Genomic DNA, 15,782 nt, shown 5'->3' on the forward strand with positions numbered 1-15,782 from the left:
GTCAAGCCCCACCGTTCACATCCGTCGGCCTCCGCGCGAGCGCGTCCGCCCTGGCACACGTGGGGCTCTCGTGTACGCCGGGGCGGACACCTGCAGCTGCGGGCAGGCGCACTCTGGGGCACCTGGTTCGTCTCAGCCTTGCGACGAAGATCTTGTCAGGCTCTGGTCCGACGCACTCCCCTGCCCCGAACCCGGGGCCGAACCGCCCGGGCCGGGTAGCACGCGGAGATCTGGTCGGTCCCGGTCTTCGTGCTCGACCCGCGCCAGGCGCTTGAGCAGCATCGGGGTCAGCCGTCGGTACGCCGCCGGATCGACCGGGCCGAGCCAGTGAGCGGCGCGGATGAGCGGGTTGATGTTGAGGTCGAGGTCTCCGAGTACTTCGTCGGCGTTGTGCATGGAGAACGGGATGATCTTGGTGCCTCGGCAGTGGTGCGTGTCGGTGGCGGTGTCCATGAAGGCCAGTTGCTCCACGACCGCGTGCTTCATGGTCTCGGCGTCGGGTGTCTCCACCGCGCCGGCGAGGTCGGCGGCGATCCACAGCGCGGCGATCTCGGCGTTGAGCGGGCTGAAGAAGGAGGAGTTGTAGCCGTTGAAGTACAGGCCGGGAATCCCGAGGGGGAGGATCTGGCGGTAGAGCATGAAGTTGCCGCGCGCGTCCAGCAGTTGCTCGCTCACTTCCCCGGGCAGGAACGGGACGCCCTGGGTGAAGCCGGTGGCGCAGACCACCAGGTCGGCGGGCAGCAGGGTGCCGTCCGACAGGCGGGCGGAGGGCTCACCGTCCACGACGAGGAGCTTCTCGACGGTGCGATCCCGGTGGACGGTGATGTCGCCCGTGGTGACGGCCTCGAAGAATCCCTCGGTCGCGAGCCCGATGGCGCCGCGCACGATGTCCTCCATCGCTCCCTCGGGCACCAAATCGAGCCGCTTGAGGCCGAGTTGTCGGACGGACACGCTGCCGATGGAGTTGATCATCCGGCGGCGCAGGCCGTTGCCGGGGCCGTGCAAAAAGCGTTCGAAGCCGCGCGGGCGGATGTATCGGAACAGCCCTTCGCCGAGCCGGGTGAGCAGCAGCATCTTGAAGTTCAGCCGACCGCCGATCTTCCGCGGGACCTTCCACAGCAGTTGGCGCGCGATCACGTCGGTCCGGGCGGCGACCGCGCTGATCGGCACGGCCACGTCGCAGGCCGATTTGCCGTAGCCGACGACGAGGACATTACGGCCCCGGGCCTGCTCGGCGTCGTGGAACTCGGTGCCCGCGCACACCTGGCCGCCGGCCTCGGTGAACTCAGCCAGACCCTCGAACTTCGGCACCGCCGGTTCGCAGAACACCCCGTTGGCGACGACGAGTCGGTCATAGGTCTCCGTGGTGTGCGCGCCCGCGGCGTCGCGGTACTCGACGCTCCACGCGCCGTCCTCGGTCGGCCTGGCCGAGGTCACCTCGGTACTCAGGCGCAGGGCGGGTTCGAGTCCGAAGTGGGCGGTGTAGTCGGCGAGGTAGGACTGGACCTGGGCGCCGTCGGGCCACTCCGGGAAGTCCGCGGGCATGGGGAAGTCGGAGAACGAGTACTGCGCCTTCGAGCTCTGTGTCGTCACTCCCGGATAGCGGCGCGTCCGGCTCCACACGCCGCCCACGTCCGGGGCCTTCTCGAACACGTCCGTCCGGTGTCCGGCCTGCGTGAGCACCTTCGCGGTGACCAGGCCCGCGACACCGGCACCGATGATGGCGATCCTCATGGTCACACGGCCTCGGGCGGCAGTTGGAGCTCGATGCCGAAGTCGGCCATGATCTTCTTCATCAGCCCGATGTCCTTCGGTCCGGGCGGCATGTCCGCGAGCGCCTGGTAGTAGCCCTCCAGGCCGGCGGGCGAGACCACGGAGATGACGCGCGACTCCTCCGGGTAGGGGTTGCGGAAGGCGTGGATCACGTCGCGCGGCAGGTACAGGTAGTCGCCGTGTTCGAGGACGAAGTCCCTGCCGCCGAGATGCACGTCGAGCCGTCCGGCCAGGCAGATGAAGGACTCGTCCTCACGGGTGTGCAGGTGCGGCGGCGGCCCGTCGGTCTCCGGCGGGACCGTGTACTCGAACAGCGAGTACGCGTCGCGCGTCGCCGGGCCGTCCGCCTTCAGGGTGACGCCCAGCCCGATCGCCGCGATCTTGTGCCCTTCGCGGGAGGGCAGCATGTAGCCACCGCCTAGAGTCACCGTCGTCTCCTTCCGGTCGCCACCACGGCCGTCCGACCGCGGCGTTGGTCCGCTCGGCCCAGCGTCGGTTCGCAGCGGTCGATGCACAATGACTCAGTCCCACCGGCTGGGACTTTTTCAACGGCGGGTGCTGTAGGCCCGGGAGGCCGCCGCGGCGGCGAGCCGTACGGCGGGCCCGGCCCGGTCGGCGCGGACCAGGGCGGTGGGCCCGGTGACGGACAGGGCGGCGGCGACGTCGCCGGACGGCCCGAAGATCGGGGCGGCGACGCAGCTCACACCGATGTTGCCCTCTTCGCGTTCCACCGCCCAGCCCCTGGCCGGCACGGCGGTCAGCTCGCGGATCACGGCCACTTTGGTGGTCAGCGTGCGCGGGGTGCGCGGCGGCATGTCGGCGGCGAGCACCGCGTCGATGGTCGCGGGGTCGCTGTAGGCGAGGATCGCCCGGCCCAGCGCCGAGCAGTACGCCGGGACGATCCCGCCGACCTGCGAGAGCATCGGCATGGGGCGGTGGCCGGTGATCTTCTCGACGACCAGGATCTGCGCACCGTCCAGGACGCCGAGCTGCACGGTGTTCCTGGTCGCGCTGTGCAGGTCCTGGAGGTAGGGAAGCACGGCCTCGCGCAGTTCGAGCCGGATCGGTGCCAGGCTCGCGATCTCGAACAGCCGGTTGCCGATCCGGTAGTGCCCTTGGGGTTTGTCCAGCCAGCCGAGCCGGATCATCCGCTCCGCGGTGCGGTGCGTGGTCGACCGGGGCAGCCCGCAGCGGGCCACGAGCGCGGAGAGGGTCAGTTCGCGGTGCGCCGCGTCGAAGGCGCCGAGGATCGCCGCCGCGCGCTCAAGGCCCCTGGTCTCTACCGCGCCGTCCCGCGCAGTGGGACTCATCCCTTGTTCCCCGGGGGTCATGGCGGTCACGCTAAGGCTGCCCCGCCCTGCGGACAAGGGGCGGATCCAGGAGGGATCCAAGAGGGATCCAGGAGGGTTTCAGGCGGATCCAGGAGGGTTTCAGGTGGGTGCCCACATCATGCGGACAGCATTGGTCGGCGGCGGTGCCAGCGGTATCGGCCACGCGATCGCCGAGCGCCTGGCGTGTTCGGGCGACCGAGTGGTGATCACCGGTCGGCACGCCGACACCCTCGAAGCCGCGGCCGCCCGACTCCGCAACACCGTGGGCGACAGCGCGGCGAGCGAAGTACACGCCCTCGTGTACGACATGGCCGATCCGGCCTCGGCCGCGGCGGCGATGGAAGAGGTCGAGCACCGCCACGGCGGCCTTGACGTGCTTGTGCTCAACGCCGGCGGTCCACCGCCCGGCGGGATCCTCGACCTCGACGACACGCGGTGGCGGGAGGCGTCCGAACTGTTGCTGCTCGGCCCGCTGCGGCTGGCGCGGCTGGCGATGCCGGGCATGGCGAAGCGGGGCTTCGGGCGGGTGGTGTTCGTGACGTCCACCGCGGTACGCCAGCCCCAGCCCGACCTGGCCGCGTCCGTGGTGCTGCGCTCCGCGGTCACGGCCGCGGCCAAGCTGCTCTCCCTGGAGTTCGCGGCCCTGGGCGTGACCGTCAACTGCGTGGCTCCCGGCGCCACTTCGACCGAGCGGCGCACGCGGATCCTGGCCAACCGGGCACGCGCCGCACACCGCGGCTTCGACGAACTCGACGCGCAGGACCTCGCGGAGATTCCGGCCGGCCGTGCCGCGCGGCCGGCCGAGATCGCGGCCGCCGTGACGTTCCTGGCCTCCGACGACGCGGCGTACATCAACGGGACCGTGCTCACGGTCGACGGCGGAAGGACGGAGACGATCTGATGGCGGCATCAGGATCCCGCTTCACCATGGCCGATTTCCTCGGCTCGCTGCATGACACCGTGCAGCCCGGCGCGGCGCGGCCGGTCGTCGTGCACGCCGACGAGCTCCAGCCGCTGCCGGCCGACCAGGTGCACAATCCGACCGTGCTGGCGATCGCCGGGTTGCTGCCGACGGCCACCTTCGAGCTCTTCCGGCAGACCATCCCGCCGGGACAGAGCTCGGACATGCAGCGCCACCACCACGAGACGGTGCACTTCGTCATCAGCGGGAACGGCCACAGCGAGATCGAGGACGACATCGAACCCTGGTCCGCGGGCGACTTCATCTACACCCCGCCCTGGACCTGGCACCGCCACTACAACGACTCGGAGACCGACCCGGTCGATTTCCTGACCATCGAGAACTCCCGCCTGCTGAACCTGCTGGGCGTCGGACGACGGCAGAGCGCGGGACTGGCCACGGTCGCCGAAGCCCGTGCGCGATTCAAGGAGGACCCGGCATGAGCCCGTTGCCCGCCCACATCGGCATCTGGGGCGAACTGTCCGACGTGGAGCACGAGTTGCGGTTCGTCGACGTGGCCAGCGTCCGCACCCGGGTGCTGCGCGCGGGGGCCGGCCCCGAGCTGATCCTGCTGCACGGCACCGGCGGACATCTGGAGGCCTACGCCCGGGACATCGCCGGACTCGCCGCCGACTTCCGCGTCACCGCCTACGACATGGTCGGCCACGGCTGGTCCGACCTGCCGGACCGGCCCTACACGATCGACGTGCTCTCCGACCACCTGGTCGGCCTGATGGACGCGCTCGGGATCGACTCGGCGCACCTGTCCGGCGAGTCGCTCGGAGGCTGGGTGACCGCGTGGACCGCGGCGTATCACCCCGACCGCGTCGAACGGCTCGTGCTCAACACCCCGGGGAACATCGCCAACAAGCCGGAGGTGATGGTCCGGATGCGGGACAGCACCCTGGCCGCCGTCCAAGACCCGAGCGACGCGACCGTACGCCGCCGCGTCGAGTTCCTCTTCCACGACACCTCGATGGTCACCGACGAGCTGGTGAACCTGCGCCGTGCCGTCTACAGCCGCGCCGGCTTCCTGCGCGCGATCGAGAACACCCTGGTGCTCCAGGATCCCGAGGTGCGCAAGGACTTCGCCTGGGACCCCGACTGGGTCGGCGGGATCACCGCGCCCACGCTGCTGCTGTGGACCGACCACGACCCGACCGGCGGACTCGACGAGGCGGCGATGCTCCAGAGCTGGCTGCCCGATGCCCGCCTGCACGTGATCGAGGGCGCGGGCCACTGGCCGCAGTGGGAGAAGCCCTCGGAGTTCCTCCGCGCCCATCGCGACTTCCTGCTGCTCGGCAAGGACCCGGCATGAGCGAGATCCTCGGCCTGGTCGCCATGTCCCACTCCCCGTTCGCCACCCTGCTGCCGCCCGACGGCCCCGAACAACCCGGCGGCCGGTTCCTCGCCGACGCGGCCCGGCTCTCCCAGGCGGTGGCGCGGCTCGCGCCCGACGCGGTCGTGGTCATCGGCCCCGACCACTTCCACGGGAACTTCTACGACGCGATGCCGCCGTTCCTCATCGGCGTCGAGCAGGTGGTCGGATTCGGCGACTTCGGCAGCCGGCCGGGCCCGCTGCCCGTCGCTGGCGAACTGGCCTGGTCCGTGTACGACGGGCTCACCGGCGCGGGCTTCGACCTGTCGCTGTCCTACGCGCTGACCGTCGATCACGGACTCGTGCAGAGTTACGAGATGGTGTGCGGCGGCGGCACGGACATACCGTTGGTGCCGCTCGTGGTGAACACCGCTGCTCCCCCGCTGCCGACCATGGACCGCTGCCTCGGCTTCGGCCGGGCACTCGGCGACGCCCTTCGCGGCAACGGCAGCGCCGGCCGGGTCCTGGTCATCGCGAGCGGCGGGCTCTCCCACTGGCTGCCCACCAACGACCCGCGTGATCCGGCGATGGCCGAAGACCGCCGGCACGCGGTGATCCACGGGCGCGAGGCCCCCCGCGCCTCCGCGGTCGCGCGCGAGCACCGGGTGCGGGCGATGGGCGGCGATCCGCACGCCCACGTCAACAGCGCCTGGGACCGCTGGTTCCTCAAGCAGTTGGGGACCGGGGAGCCCGGGCCGATCGCGGCCCTCGGCGACGCGGGTCTGGAGGAGCAGGCGGGCAGCGGCGGCCACGAGATCCGCACCTGGCTGATCGGGCACGCCGCGGTACGGGCGCCGCTGGTGTGGACCGCGTACGAGCCGGTCCCCGAGTGGATCACCGGTATGGGTCTCGGTGCGACCTTCGAGGTGCGGTGAGGTGCCCGAGCCCATCACCACCCGGCTCGTCGGCACCGACCTCGCCCCGGAGCAGGCGGGCACACAGCCGCCGCGCACGTGTGCGGTGCGGTGTGCGGCTCAGTTCCGCGGCGGGGTGACTGTGCGGGCGTACTCGGTGGGAGTCCGGCCGTAGTGCTTCTTGAAGGCTCGGATGAAATGGCTGCTGTCCGCGAACTGCCAGTGGGCGGCGAGTTCCGAGACACTCAGCCGTCCGGCGGGTGCGGTGAGGGCGAGTCGGGCCTCTTCCAGCCGTCGCCGGCGAATGTAGGCGGTCACCGGCTCTCCCGTCGCGGCGAACGCCCGTTGCAGGTTGCGTACGGAGACACTGAGTTCACGGGCCAGCATCGTGCCGGAGAGTTCGGGGTCGGCCAGGTGGTTGTCCGCGAGGTCCTTCGCTGCCTGGACGAGCGCGGGGGCCAGTCGGGGTTCCGCGTCGTCGATCCGGCGCCTGGCCACCGCCTTGGCCAGTTCGATGAGCGTGCTGTGGGCGGCCTGCACTCCGGCCGGCGCGAGGTCGGCGACGGTGTCGTACATCATGTTCGAGTGGGCCACCAGCAGGCGCACCTCGGCGGAGTCCGCCGGCCCGCTGACGCTCTGCCGTCCCCCCAGCAGTGGTTTGAGCATGGCCGCGGGCAGAACGACGACCTTCGCCCTCGTGTCCGGCACCGTCTCGAAGTGCAGGGGCCGGCCGATGTGACGCAGGAGGAACTGCCCGGCCGATACCGTCTGTTCGGCGCGGGCGAGCGGGGCTCCCAACGTCCAGGAGCCGTGTTGCACGACGTACATCCGCACCTGGTCCTCGACGCCGTCGAGGGGGCCCTCGGTGCGGATGGCCGACGCACCGTGGAGATCGGTGACAGCCACGTCGCCCACCTTGGTGGCGCGGCTCCTGACCCTGAAGTCACGGGTCGTGGCCGGGCTGAAGGTCGGCAGCGGGAAGCCGTCGCCGATCTCCGCCTCCCAGCCGCTGCGGAAGGCGTCGAAGCCCGAGCCGTCGGCCTTCCTTCCGCTGCCGTTCATGACGGTGCCCTCCGCCTTCCTGGCCCCGCGCTGTCTGGCGCCGATGTTCTGTCCGGCTGGCGCCCCGGTCCAAGCCTGCGCCGGGCCGATCTTCCTAGGGTTCGAGGCAGGGCCAACCGCCCGCTCCAGCCCGGCAGATACACCTACACCAGCGGACGCACAGGAGGAGAGCCTCGTGAGCCAACAGTATTCCGGCCGCTCGGCTGCCGGTACGAGGGGTGCCGGCAGCCAAGCCGTTACCGCGCACGAGTGCACCGTGCATCGCCCCGTTGAAGCACCAGCAGGCGATCCGCCGTACCCCTTGCGCCAAGCGCGCAGAGCACATCAGGACCGCCCCGCCCGCCCGTGATGACGCGCGGGCGACACCACCACCACGTCATACATGAGGAGTTGAGGATTCTCGATGGCTGAGGACACGTTCACAGGCAAGGTCGTCATTGTCACCGGCGGCGGATCGGGCATCGGCGCGGCCACCGCTCACCGTTTCGCCGCCGGGGGTGCCACGGTGGTCATCATCGGCCGGACGCGGGCGAAGCTGGACAAGGTGGTGTCCGACGCGCCAACGGGCTCGACGCTGATCGCCCGGGTCGGTGACGTCTCGGACGAGGCAGAGATCACCGGGCTGGTGGACGCCGTGGCCCAGGACCACGGCCGGTTGGACACTCTGGTCAACAATGCCGCGTCCTGTGAGCCGTTGGGCACCGTGTCCGACATCGACGCGACGGGCTGGCGACGTGTCATGGCCACCGATGTCGACGGAGTCTTCTTCGCCTCCAGGGCCGCACTTCCACACCTGCGCGCCGTGGGCGGCAGCATCGTCAATGTCGGTTCGGCATCCGGGCTCGGCGGTGACTGGGGCCTGGCCGCCTACGACGCCGCCAAGGGCGCGGTGACCAACCTGACCAACGCGATGGCGCTCGACCACGGCGCGGAAGGCGTCCGGGTCAACGCCGTCCACCCCAGCATGATCTCCACTGACATGACCGCGGGATTCCTGCAGAACGACGCGATCGTCGCCGCCGCGCTCAACCGTGTCCCCATGCAGCGCTTCGGCGAGCCTGCCGAGGCGGCTTCCGTCATCACGTTCCTGGCGAGTCCGGCGGCGAGTTACGTGAACGGGGCCCATATCCGCGTCGACGGCGGCCTCGGCGCGTCGAACGGCAACCCGCACATCGCGTGACTCGGTGACATGCGCGGCGGATCGGCGCAGTCAGGGGAGCAGGTCCATGGATCGGCTGCTGCTCTCCTTCATGACCTGTGTGTCCGGAGCGCATGACCTGTGTGTCCGGAGCGCATGACCTGTGTGTCCGGAGCGTCGGCCCTCGACCGCACAGCGCCCCTCCGTAACCGTCACGTTGCCGGGAAAACCTTACTGAGGTGAGCCCATGGCGATGCTCCACAGCATCGATCTCAGGAGCGCCTGCTGGGCACCCGGAATGGCTGCCAGCCGCTGCTGGATCGCCTCATCGCGCGCCGCGGCCACCTTGTCGTGCAGGGTGAGCCCGGCGGCGGTCGCCTCCGGGATGCGGACCCGGCGATCACGTGCGGAGAAGGTGCGGACGATCAGCCCCTCCCGCTCCAGTCGGTCCAACAGGGAGACCAGCGTCGTCTTGTCGATGCCGAGCTGGGCACCGATCTCCGACTGAGTGCGCTGCCCCGCTTCGCCCACCAGCGCCAGGACCAGCCAGTCCCGCATGTCCGCGAGGCCCGCCTCCCGGCACACCGCGTCGAAGACATCACCGAGCGCGGCGGCGGCCCGGTGCGTCAGCCAGGTGAGATCCGCCGTCGAGGGGTCATCGGTGAGCGCACACGCCTCATCCGGCACTGTCCGCCGATCGGTGGGGGCCACGCGTCACCATCCTGGATTCCCTGGGTCGTCCATCCACCATAATATGATCCAGAACAGGATCTTCTTGCTTCAGATCATCTTGCTTCGGATGATCCTGGGTCGTATGTTTGGCGCGCAAGGCGTCCGCCAGGCGCACCCTCACGCAAGGAGAGGCCATGACTTCCGACCTCGAATCCCGTATCCGCCGGCTCGAAGACCGCGCCGCGATCAGTGACACCGTCATCCGCTACGCCGTCGCGATCGACCGCGCGGACTGGGACCTGTACGCCACCTGCTTCACCGACCCGGTGCACATCGACTTCTCCGCCGCGGGCATGCCGGCGAACGACTTCGCCCGCGACGACTTCGTCCACTTCGCCCGCGGCGGCCTCTCCGGATTCACCGCCCGCCAGCACCTGAGCCCGAACCACGTCATCGAGTTCGACGAGAACGACCCCGACCGGGCCGTCTGCCACTCGTACATGTACGCCCAGCACTACCTGGAGGGGGCCGAAGGCGGGGACTTCTTCCTCATGCGCGGCACGTACACGAACCACATGCGCCGCACCGCGCAGGGCTGGCGCATCGAGCGCCTCGTCCAGGGCATCGGCTGGTCCGAAGGCAACCTGAACGCCCCCGCCGAGGCAGCCGCCCGCTTCGAGGCGGCCGACGCGAGCGCGGCCTGAACGTCGGCGGCCCAAGCATCAACGGAAGAAGCCGCCCAGCCGCCCTTTTCGCCCAGGACGGGACGGAAAAGACAGACCAAGGACAGAAAGGCAGACAGATGACAGCACACAGCTCCCCGGTCATCGCTCCGCCGGCCGAAGGCCCGGTATCGGGCATGGGCGGCTTCTTCCACCGGTACGCCGAGGTCAACGGCACCCGCCTGCACTACGTGGTCGGCGGCGAGGGACCACCGGTCGTCCTGCTGCACGGCTGGCCGTACACCTGGGCGGTATGGCGCCGTCTGATGCCGCTCCTAGCCGCCGCCGGTTTCACCGTCGTCGCTCCCGACCTGCGCGGTACCGGCGATTCCGGCAAGCCCGACAGCGGCTACGCCAAGAACGACGTCGCCGAGGACCTCCACCAGCTCGTGGCAACGCTCGACCCGGCAGGCACCGTTGGCACCAGCCCCGACGACACCGGCATCAACCTGGTCGGCATGGACATCGGCGCCATGGTCGCTCACGCGTACGCCACCGCCCACCCCCGCGAGGTCCGCCGACTCGTCCTCTCCGAGTCGGTACTGCCCGGCTTCGGACTCGAAGAGCTCATGAACCCGGCCACCGGCGGCTACTGGCATTTCGGCTTCCACATGCAACTCGACATCGCCGAACTGCTCACCGCCGGCAAGGAAGCCGCCTACCTCACCCCCGCCTGGGCCATCGGCTCCCCCGCCGGGGGCCTCACCGACGCCGACCGCGCCGAGTTCCTCCGGCACTACACCGCCCCCGGCGGCATGCGCGGCGGATTCCAGCACTACGCCACCCTGCTGGAGGACGGTCGGGCCATCCGCGCGGCCACCACCACCAGACTGCCCATGCCTGTCCTCGTCCTCAACGCCGCCCTGGGCCTGCCCCAAACACCGCTCCTCGAAGGCGTCCGCCAGGTCGCCGACGACGTCCGGGCCGACCTCGTCCCCGACAGCGGCCACGCCTACGCCGCCGACAACCCCGTCTGGACCGCGCACAGACTCGCCGCCTTCTTCGCCGCCCCAGCGGCCTGAGTACCGACCGCACCTCCCGACACCCGACGAATCCACAGCACGTAACAGGCCTCACGCCGGCGCCCTGCCCACCTCTCACCGCGCGCACCAGGCCGACGTGCCCGACCGGGGACACCGAAGACGCACTCCCTCTGGTGCACATACGAGGCGTACGCGGCGACGCCGGCAACCACAGGGCGCACAGCGGCGGTGGAATCCACATGCCGAGGCCGAGACCCGGCCCACGGACGGGCACCGGGTGTCCGACTTCGGCAAGCCGGCGGGGAGCCGCAACCTTCGGGCCCACCTCTCCCTGCCCGATGAAATCCCCGTTCCCACGGAGCAGTACGTCTACCGGCTGACGGGCGTGGTACAGCTGCTGATCACGGATCCTGTGTCCCTTCGAAGTACGTCCAGTCCGTCGCCCCCGGGTCGGAGACGTGCAGGAGGTTCTCCAGAGCGTCGTAGTGCGTGGTGGGGTAGCGGACGACTCGGCGGACCACTTCCTTGAGGATGTGGAGGCTGCTGAGGTTCTCGTCTCCTTCGAACAGGATGATCTCCCCCTCCTTGCCGGACAGGTAGGCGGTCAGGTCGCCGGCAAGCCTGGTGTAGTGGGTGTTGTACGCGTAGAGGCCGAGGACATCGCGGTGGGTGAAGCGGCGACGGGTGCGTTCGGCGACGGTGAAGCCCAGGGCGTCCGCCATGCCGAGGATCAGCCCGGCCGTCTCCGTGAGGCCTCCTCCGGTCAGCTCAGGAGACCGCAGAAGGTCGCCCAGCCGGTCCACGCGCTCCCGCGGTGACCGCAGCTCCTTGTCGTACCAGCCTCGTGCCGCGGTCTTCCGGTCCACGTTGCGCCGGGCCCATTGGACGGCGCCGCCGGACGCCTCCGCCTCGTACGGGCCGGGCGGCCACCCGGTGTACAGGTCGACGAGCCCGCGCACGGCGTCTCTGGCGACGGGCCGGGGGCACACGGCGTACGGGCCGCCCAGCACGTCCGGCTTGAGGATCATGAGGGCGTCGGAGCGGGGGGTCATCGTCCCTCCTGATCGGGTTCCGTGGCCTGCGCCAGGCGTGCCAGGAGGAAGTCGAGCAGGCCGAGCAGGCGCTCGATATCGGCGGTGCGCAGGGAGTCGTACAGGCCGATGCGGAGTGCCTGCGGGTCGGCGGCGTCCGTGAGTCCGTACGCCAGATGGGCGGCCTCCAGGAACCGCCCGAGCTCGGCGACGGTGCGCGGCGGCAGGCCGACGACCAGCCGGACCGTCAGCTCGCCGCCCGCCCGGACCGCGGGTGCGGTGATCCAGTCGCGCTCCGCCGCCCAGGCGACGACCAGGGCGCGGCGGGCCTCGCGTTCGGCTGCCGCGCGTGCGGCATCCCTCTCCGCCATGGCCCGCACCGCGTGCGCGAACATCACCAGGTCACCGGTGCCGACCGCGGCGCCGGCCGCATCGAGTGCCCGGGTGAGTCCCGGTGACGCCGACACGGCCCGCGGCGAGAGCACGGCCACGGTGAGGCCGACGCCGACGCCGAGCAGTCCGCTCGGGCAGAGAAACGCGATGTCGGTGTCGCGGAGGCACTGCCCGGTGAGCACCTCGGCGGTGCCGGTGAGCTCCGCGGCGCGCCACGTGCCGTCCGGGGCCGTGTCGAGTCGCTCCCGCCAGGCGGGGTCCTCCTCGGCCACCACGGCGAGGGGGGCCAAACCGGCGGCCTCCCGTGCATCCGTCGCGCCGGACCGCCAGGCGGCGGCGACCGGCCCCCTCCCCGTCACCTCCAGGCCCGCGGCCCAGGGTTGGGCGGCGGCAAGGCGGCACAGCTCCGTCGGCCGTGCCGCCACGACGGTGAGGGTGTGGCCGTCCGGCACCCGGAACAGGTCCCGGGCCTCGGCGACGACCGACGCCCGGAACTCCCTGAGGTGGGTGCCGTCCGGCCGTCGGCCCAGAAGCACCGACCCGGTGCTTCTCAGCGCCGCCAGCCGCGCCGCGGGAACAGGCACCGCCGCCCCGCCGAGCCGGGGTTCCGACGGGACGAGTGCGTCCGGTATCTCGTGCAGAGCGAGGTCCGCAAGTCCGAGGACAGCGGTCATGTCAGCCCAGCTTCCGGATGACGCGCCGCAGATACGGGCCGACGACCGAGTCGGGGGCGAGGTCGACGGTGGCACGCAACAACTCCTTGACCTCCGTGAGCGCCGCAGGCAGATCCTCCTCGTGCTCCGTCAGCAGCTGGGCGAGGCGGGAGCGGAGCCGGGGGTCCGGGCCGCCCCGTTCCAGCAGTCTGACCAGCCACTTGGGCGCCGGGTTGGTCTCTCCGTCAAGGGCGAGCACCAGTCGGGCGACATGGGCGACGGCCTCCCGGAACATCCAGCATGCCGAGGCGTCGTTGCCCTCGGCGAGTTCTCCGTCGACATCGGTGAGCCGGTTGACGGCGGCCACCGCCTGAACGTTGACGTGGTATTCGGCCAGCCGTTCGGTGCCCGTCGACACCCGCAGCTTCTCGAGCCGTTCGGCACCGCGCAGCGGGACGCCCGTACGGATGCGGTGCAGCACCTTCAGATCGTTCTGGCTCTCCAGCTGGACGATTCCGCCGCCGTCGGACAGCGCGGCCAGACATTCCTGGAAGGAGCGCGTCAGCTCCTCGATGCCCGCGGGCTCCAGGATCGAGAGGCTGACCTCACGTCCGTCGAGCTCTCCGATGGTGCCGCTCTTCTCGCCCTTGCGGACGGTGGTGTCGGCCCCGACGGTCGCAGCCCCGTCGCCGCCCAGGAAGTAGACGTCCAGGTCGGAGTTGCGGTTGGCCAGTCCGTCGACGACCGAGCCCGCGACGAACAGCACGCCGTCCGCCGGGTCTCCGACGGCGCCGAGCGCCTGCTCGGCCACTGAGTCGAGGAACGGCCCGGTCAGGTTCAGCACGTCTTTCTCTTCTCTCTGCGCAGGCGGCAGTGCCGCCCGAAGGATTTCAGGATGGTCAGGTTCAGCGCGCTGTCCCCGGTGTGCTGCTCGAAGTGCCACTGGATGCCGAGGACATACCGTGCGGGCCAGTCGACACTGATGGCCTCGGGTACTCCGTCGGGCGCCAGGGCTTCGACGCGTACGCCGTCCGGGAGCGCGCAGACAACCTGCGAGTGCTGGGAGTTGACGGATGCGGCGGTCCCGGCGAGGCCTCCCGGAAGGCCGCCGAGCAGTCCGCCGGGCCGGATGTGCACCGGATGCGCGTCGGCCCAGCGGTCGCCGCCCGCCGGAGCGGGTGTGAAGCGGTGGACGGCTGCCTCCGCGGCCTTGGTGTCCCGCAGCGCGGACCCGGCCGCCACGCCGATCTCCTGCATGCCCCGGCAGCTGCCGAGCACCGGCAGGTCCGGCAGGGTACGGGCGTGACGCAGCAGGGCCAGCGCGGCGGCGTCGCGGTCGGTGTCGTACTCCCGGCCCTCGGTCTCCGCGCCGGGTTCCCCGAAGAAGCGGGGGTGCACGAAGGAGCCGCTGCCGGGCAGGACCAGTCCGTCGAGGTCGTCCAGGGCCCCGGCCGAGGCCTCGTCGGGCGGGACAACCAACGGCAGCACGCGCGCGTATCGCAGCAGACTGTCGGCGAGGACGTCGTTGACCCGGGAGTAACTGGTCCCGTTGGCACGCCGCTTGCGGCAGGCCAGGACGCCGACGACCGGGAGGCCCTGCGTGTCCGGGGAGTTCACGGGGTCCGGCACGCGGCCCTACCGTCCCGTCCGCTGCCGGAGTTCGTCGAGGATCGCGGGGATCGTGTCCGGGTCCTGTGCTGTCACCACCACCACGACCTCGTCCTCCGGGGAGGGCCACTCGGCGGCGATCCGTACGGCCGGGTGGTCCGCGAGGCGGGACAGCACCGCCGGCAGGTCGCTGTCGGCGGGGACCGGCAGCAGGTGCATCACCGCGGTGGTCACAAAGGGGGCGGGTCGCGGCAGTTCACCGTCGGCGAGGGTCTCGACGAGAGAGCGGTACGGCTGCGTGGCACTGTCCGTGGCGAGGGGCACGAGATGGGAGTTGATCAGGTCGCCGCCGAGCCGTGCGCCGATCTCCAGGACGACGGGGCCCTCGGACGAGTAGCGCAGGTCCACATGGAAGCCGCCGGACTCGATGCCCACGGCGCGCACCGCGCTCTCGGCCGCCTCGTGCACCCGGGCGAGCCGCTCCGGGGTGAGCGCCGAGGGGACGACCGTGGTGGTGGTACGGAGTTCGCCGGGCGCCAAGTACTTGTCGGACACGGCGAGTATCACCACCTCGCCGCCGTGCACGAGCCCGGAGACCGAGTGCTCGCTGCCGTCGACGAGTTCCTCGACCAGGAAGGCGGCGGAGTCCTCGTAGTTGAGAGACGTCAGCTTCATCAGCTCGTCCGGCTCCGTGTCCGCGTCGATCACGGCGGATCCGCGGCCCCCCGAGGAGTGGGCGAGCTTGAAGATCAGCGGAAGGCCCAGCTCCCCCACGGCGGCCTTCAGCTCGTCGGCCGTGGTCCCACTGCGCCAGCGGGGGTTGAGGCCGTGCGGTTCGAGGGCCCGGCGCTGCGCGGACTTGTCGAGGCACACGGTGGCCGCGACGACCGAGGGGCCGCGCAGGCCGAGCGCCTCGGCGACCCTGGCCGCGACGTCCACGTACCGGTCGCCCCAGCACAGCACCGCCGCGGGCTCGTGCCCGCCGTCCCGTGCCTGCCGCAGGGCGCGGGCCGCCACGTCCTCGGCGGACTCCGCCCTGGTGAAGGCGGCGACCCGGTCGTCGGGCAGCCCGGTGTGACCGAGGCCGGAGTCGGAGTGGACGTACACGGCGTGGCCCAGCTCCGCCGCGGCGTCGATCTCGGGCCGCCATTCCAAGGGGGAGCGGCGCAGGCCGAGATGGAGGACTGAACGGTCGGGGGACATACGGGGGCCTTCCTGAAGGT

Annotated in this window: 17 protein-coding genes; 7 read left to right on the forward strand and 10 right to left on the reverse strand. The window is 71.0% G+C overall.

The window, feature by feature from the left end; genetic code table 11:
* Positions 1 to 132 precede the first annotated feature (132 nt).
* The 3 genes from ACZ5K7_RS06575 to ACZ5K7_RS06585 all read right to left on the reverse strand — a co-directional run bounded on the left by ACZ5K7_RS06575 (position 133) and on the right by ACZ5K7_RS06585 (position 3,083).
* Positions 133 to 1,734: a flavin-containing monooxygenase gene (locus tag ACZ5K7_RS06575; RefSeq protein ID WP_468911219.1), complete on the reverse strand. Its 1,602-nt coding sequence runs from the start codon at positions 1,732 to 1,734 to the stop codon at positions 133 to 135.
* A 2-nt stretch (positions 1,735 to 1,736) separates the two neighbouring features.
* Positions 1,737 to 2,201, reverse strand: a complete 465-nt coding sequence (locus tag ACZ5K7_RS06580) for a cupin domain-containing protein (protein ID WP_351692501.1) — start codon at positions 2,199 to 2,201, stop codon at positions 1,737 to 1,739.
* Positions 2,202 to 2,318: 117 nt separating this feature from the next.
* Positions 2,319 to 3,083, reverse strand: a complete 765-nt coding sequence (locus ACZ5K7_RS06585) for an IclR family transcriptional regulator (RefSeq protein ID WP_468911223.1) — start codon at positions 3,081 to 3,083, stop codon at positions 2,319 to 2,321.
* 139 nt (positions 3,084 to 3,222) lie between these two features.
* Here ACZ5K7_RS06585 and ACZ5K7_RS06590 point away from each other — a divergent pair, with 139 nt between their 5' ends.
* The 4 genes from ACZ5K7_RS06590 to ACZ5K7_RS06605 are packed head-to-tail and all read left to right on the forward strand — an operon-like array spanning position 3,223 to position 6,318.
* Positions 3,223 to 4,005 carry an SDR family oxidoreductase gene (locus tag ACZ5K7_RS06590; protein ID WP_468911226.1) on the forward strand — a complete coding sequence of 261 codons (783 nt, stop codon included), beginning with the start codon at positions 3,223 to 3,225 and terminating at the stop codon, positions 4,003 to 4,005.
* The gene (locus ACZ5K7_RS06595; protein WP_468911229.1) at positions 4,005 to 4,508 is read left to right on the forward strand and encodes a cupin domain-containing protein; all 504 of its coding nucleotides are present in this window, start codon (positions 4,005 to 4,007) and stop codon (positions 4,506 to 4,508) included. The genes ACZ5K7_RS06590 and ACZ5K7_RS06595 overlap by 1 nt, the downstream gene beginning before the upstream one ends.
* Positions 4,505 to 5,383, forward strand: coding sequence for an alpha/beta fold hydrolase (locus tag ACZ5K7_RS06600; protein ID WP_468911231.1), 879 nt, complete (start codon positions 4,505 to 4,507; stop codon positions 5,381 to 5,383). The genes ACZ5K7_RS06595 and ACZ5K7_RS06600 overlap by 4 nt, the downstream gene beginning before the upstream one ends.
* Positions 5,380 to 6,318: a DODA-type extradiol aromatic ring-opening family dioxygenase gene (locus ACZ5K7_RS06605; protein WP_468911234.1), complete on the forward strand. Its 939-nt coding sequence runs from the start codon at positions 5,380 to 5,382 to the stop codon at positions 6,316 to 6,318. The genes ACZ5K7_RS06600 and ACZ5K7_RS06605 overlap by 4 nt, the downstream gene beginning before the upstream one ends.
* A gap of 99 nt (positions 6,319 to 6,417) precedes the next feature.
* On the opposite strand, the gene ACZ5K7_RS06610 is transcribed toward ACZ5K7_RS06605, so the two are convergent.
* Complete coding sequence (locus ACZ5K7_RS06610) at positions 6,418 to 7,359, reverse strand: helix-turn-helix domain-containing protein (RefSeq protein WP_468911237.1); 942 nt, start codon at positions 7,357 to 7,359, stop codon at positions 6,418 to 6,420.
* A gap of 403 nt (positions 7,360 to 7,762) precedes the next feature.
* On the opposite strand from ACZ5K7_RS06610, the gene budC reads away from it, so the two are divergent.
* Entirely contained in the window at positions 7,763 to 8,539 is a 777-nt protein-coding gene (gene budC, locus ACZ5K7_RS06615; protein WP_468911240.1) for a meso-2,3-butanediol dehydrogenase, read from the forward strand.
* Between the two features lie 189 nt (positions 8,540 to 8,728).
* On the opposite strand, the gene ACZ5K7_RS06620 is transcribed toward budC, so the two are convergent.
* Positions 8,729 to 9,208, reverse strand: coding sequence for a MarR family winged helix-turn-helix transcriptional regulator (locus ACZ5K7_RS06620; protein ID WP_468911243.1), 480 nt, complete (start codon positions 9,206 to 9,208; stop codon positions 8,729 to 8,731).
* Between the two features lie 155 nt (positions 9,209 to 9,363).
* On the opposite strand from ACZ5K7_RS06620, the gene ACZ5K7_RS06625 reads away from it, so the two are divergent.
* Together ACZ5K7_RS06625 and ACZ5K7_RS06630 are read left to right on the forward strand one after the other, a co-directional pair.
* Positions 9,364 to 9,873: a nuclear transport factor 2 family protein gene (locus ACZ5K7_RS06625; RefSeq protein ID WP_468911245.1), complete on the forward strand. Its 510-nt coding sequence runs from the start codon at positions 9,364 to 9,366 to the stop codon at positions 9,871 to 9,873.
* A gap of 98 nt (positions 9,874 to 9,971) precedes the next feature.
* Positions 9,972 to 10,913, forward strand: coding sequence for an alpha/beta fold hydrolase (locus tag ACZ5K7_RS06630; RefSeq protein ID WP_468911248.1), 942 nt, complete (start codon positions 9,972 to 9,974; stop codon positions 10,911 to 10,913).
* Between the two features lie 362 nt (positions 10,914 to 11,275).
* On the opposite strand, the gene ACZ5K7_RS06635 is transcribed toward ACZ5K7_RS06630, so the two are convergent.
* The 5 genes from ACZ5K7_RS06635 to ACZ5K7_RS06655 are packed head-to-tail and all read right to left on the reverse strand — an operon-like array spanning position 11,276 to position 15,762.
* Positions 11,276 to 11,926: a hypothetical protein gene (locus tag ACZ5K7_RS06635; protein ID WP_468911250.1), complete on the reverse strand. Its 651-nt coding sequence runs from the start codon at positions 11,924 to 11,926 to the stop codon at positions 11,276 to 11,278.
* Positions 11,923 to 12,972, reverse strand: a complete 1,050-nt coding sequence (locus ACZ5K7_RS06640; protein WP_468911253.1) for a hypothetical protein — start codon at positions 12,970 to 12,972, stop codon at positions 11,923 to 11,925. The genes ACZ5K7_RS06635 and ACZ5K7_RS06640 overlap by 4 nt, the downstream gene beginning before the upstream one ends.
* Before the next feature lies 1 nt (position 12,973).
* On the reverse strand, positions 12,974 to 13,795 hold the full coding sequence (locus ACZ5K7_RS06645; protein WP_468911256.1) for a hypothetical protein: 822 nt from the start codon (positions 13,793 to 13,795) through the stop codon (positions 12,974 to 12,976).
* On the reverse strand, positions 13,789 to 14,580 hold the full coding sequence (locus tag ACZ5K7_RS06650) for a gamma-glutamyl-gamma-aminobutyrate hydrolase family protein (protein WP_468911259.1): 792 nt from the start codon (positions 14,578 to 14,580) through the stop codon (positions 13,789 to 13,791). Before ACZ5K7_RS06650 ends, ACZ5K7_RS06645 begins: the two co-directional genes overlap by 7 nt.
* 6 nt (positions 14,581 to 14,586) lie before the next feature.
* Positions 14,587 to 15,762, reverse strand: coding sequence for an ATP-grasp domain-containing protein (locus ACZ5K7_RS06655; protein ID WP_468911262.1), 1,176 nt, complete (start codon positions 15,760 to 15,762; stop codon positions 14,587 to 14,589).
* Positions 15,763 to 15,782 lie beyond the last annotated feature (20 nt).

The organism is Streptomyces sp. NPDC031497, from assembly GCF_055580905.1.

Coding starts and splice junctions, on each gene's coding strand:
- ACZ5K7_RS06595 (WP_468911229.1), top strand. CDS start 4,005: ATGGCGGCATCAGGATCCCGCTTCACCATGGCCGATTTCCTCGGCTCG.
- ACZ5K7_RS06600 (WP_468911231.1), top strand. CDS start 4,505: ATGAGCCCGTTGCCCGCCCACATCGGCATCTGGGGCGAACTGTCCGAC.
- ACZ5K7_RS06575 (WP_468911219.1), bottom strand. CDS start 1,734: ATGAGGATCGCCATCATCGGTGCCGGTGTCGCGGGCCTGGTCACCGCG.
- ACZ5K7_RS06655 (WP_468911262.1), bottom strand. CDS start 15,762: ATGTCCCCCGACCGTTCAGTCCTCCATCTCGGCCTGCGCCGCTCCCCC.
- ACZ5K7_RS06640 (WP_468911253.1), bottom strand. CDS start 12,972: ATGACCGCTGTCCTCGGACTTGCGGACCTCGCTCTGCACGAGATACCG.
- ACZ5K7_RS06610 (WP_468911237.1), bottom strand. CDS start 7,359: ATGAACGGCAGCGGAAGGAAGGCCGACGGCTCGGGCTTCGACGCCTTC.
- ACZ5K7_RS06585 (WP_468911223.1), bottom strand. CDS start 3,083: ATGAGTCCCACTGCGCGGGACGGCGCGGTAGAGACCAGGGGCCTTGAG.
- ACZ5K7_RS06590 (WP_468911226.1), top strand. CDS start 3,223: ATGCGGACAGCATTGGTCGGCGGCGGTGCCAGCGGTATCGGCCACGCG.
- ACZ5K7_RS06630 (WP_468911248.1), top strand. CDS start 9,972: ATGACAGCACACAGCTCCCCGGTCATCGCTCCGCCGGCCGAAGGCCCG.
- budC (WP_468911240.1), top strand. CDS start 7,763: ATGGCTGAGGACACGTTCACAGGCAAGGTCGTCATTGTCACCGGCGGC.
- ACZ5K7_RS06625 (WP_468911245.1), top strand. CDS start 9,364: ATGACTTCCGACCTCGAATCCCGTATCCGCCGGCTCGAAGACCGCGCC.
- ACZ5K7_RS06605 (WP_468911234.1), top strand. CDS start 5,380: ATGAGCGAGATCCTCGGCCTGGTCGCCATGTCCCACTCCCCGTTCGCC.
- ACZ5K7_RS06635 (WP_468911250.1), bottom strand. CDS start 11,926: ATGACCCCCCGCTCCGACGCCCTCATGATCCTCAAGCCGGACGTGCTG.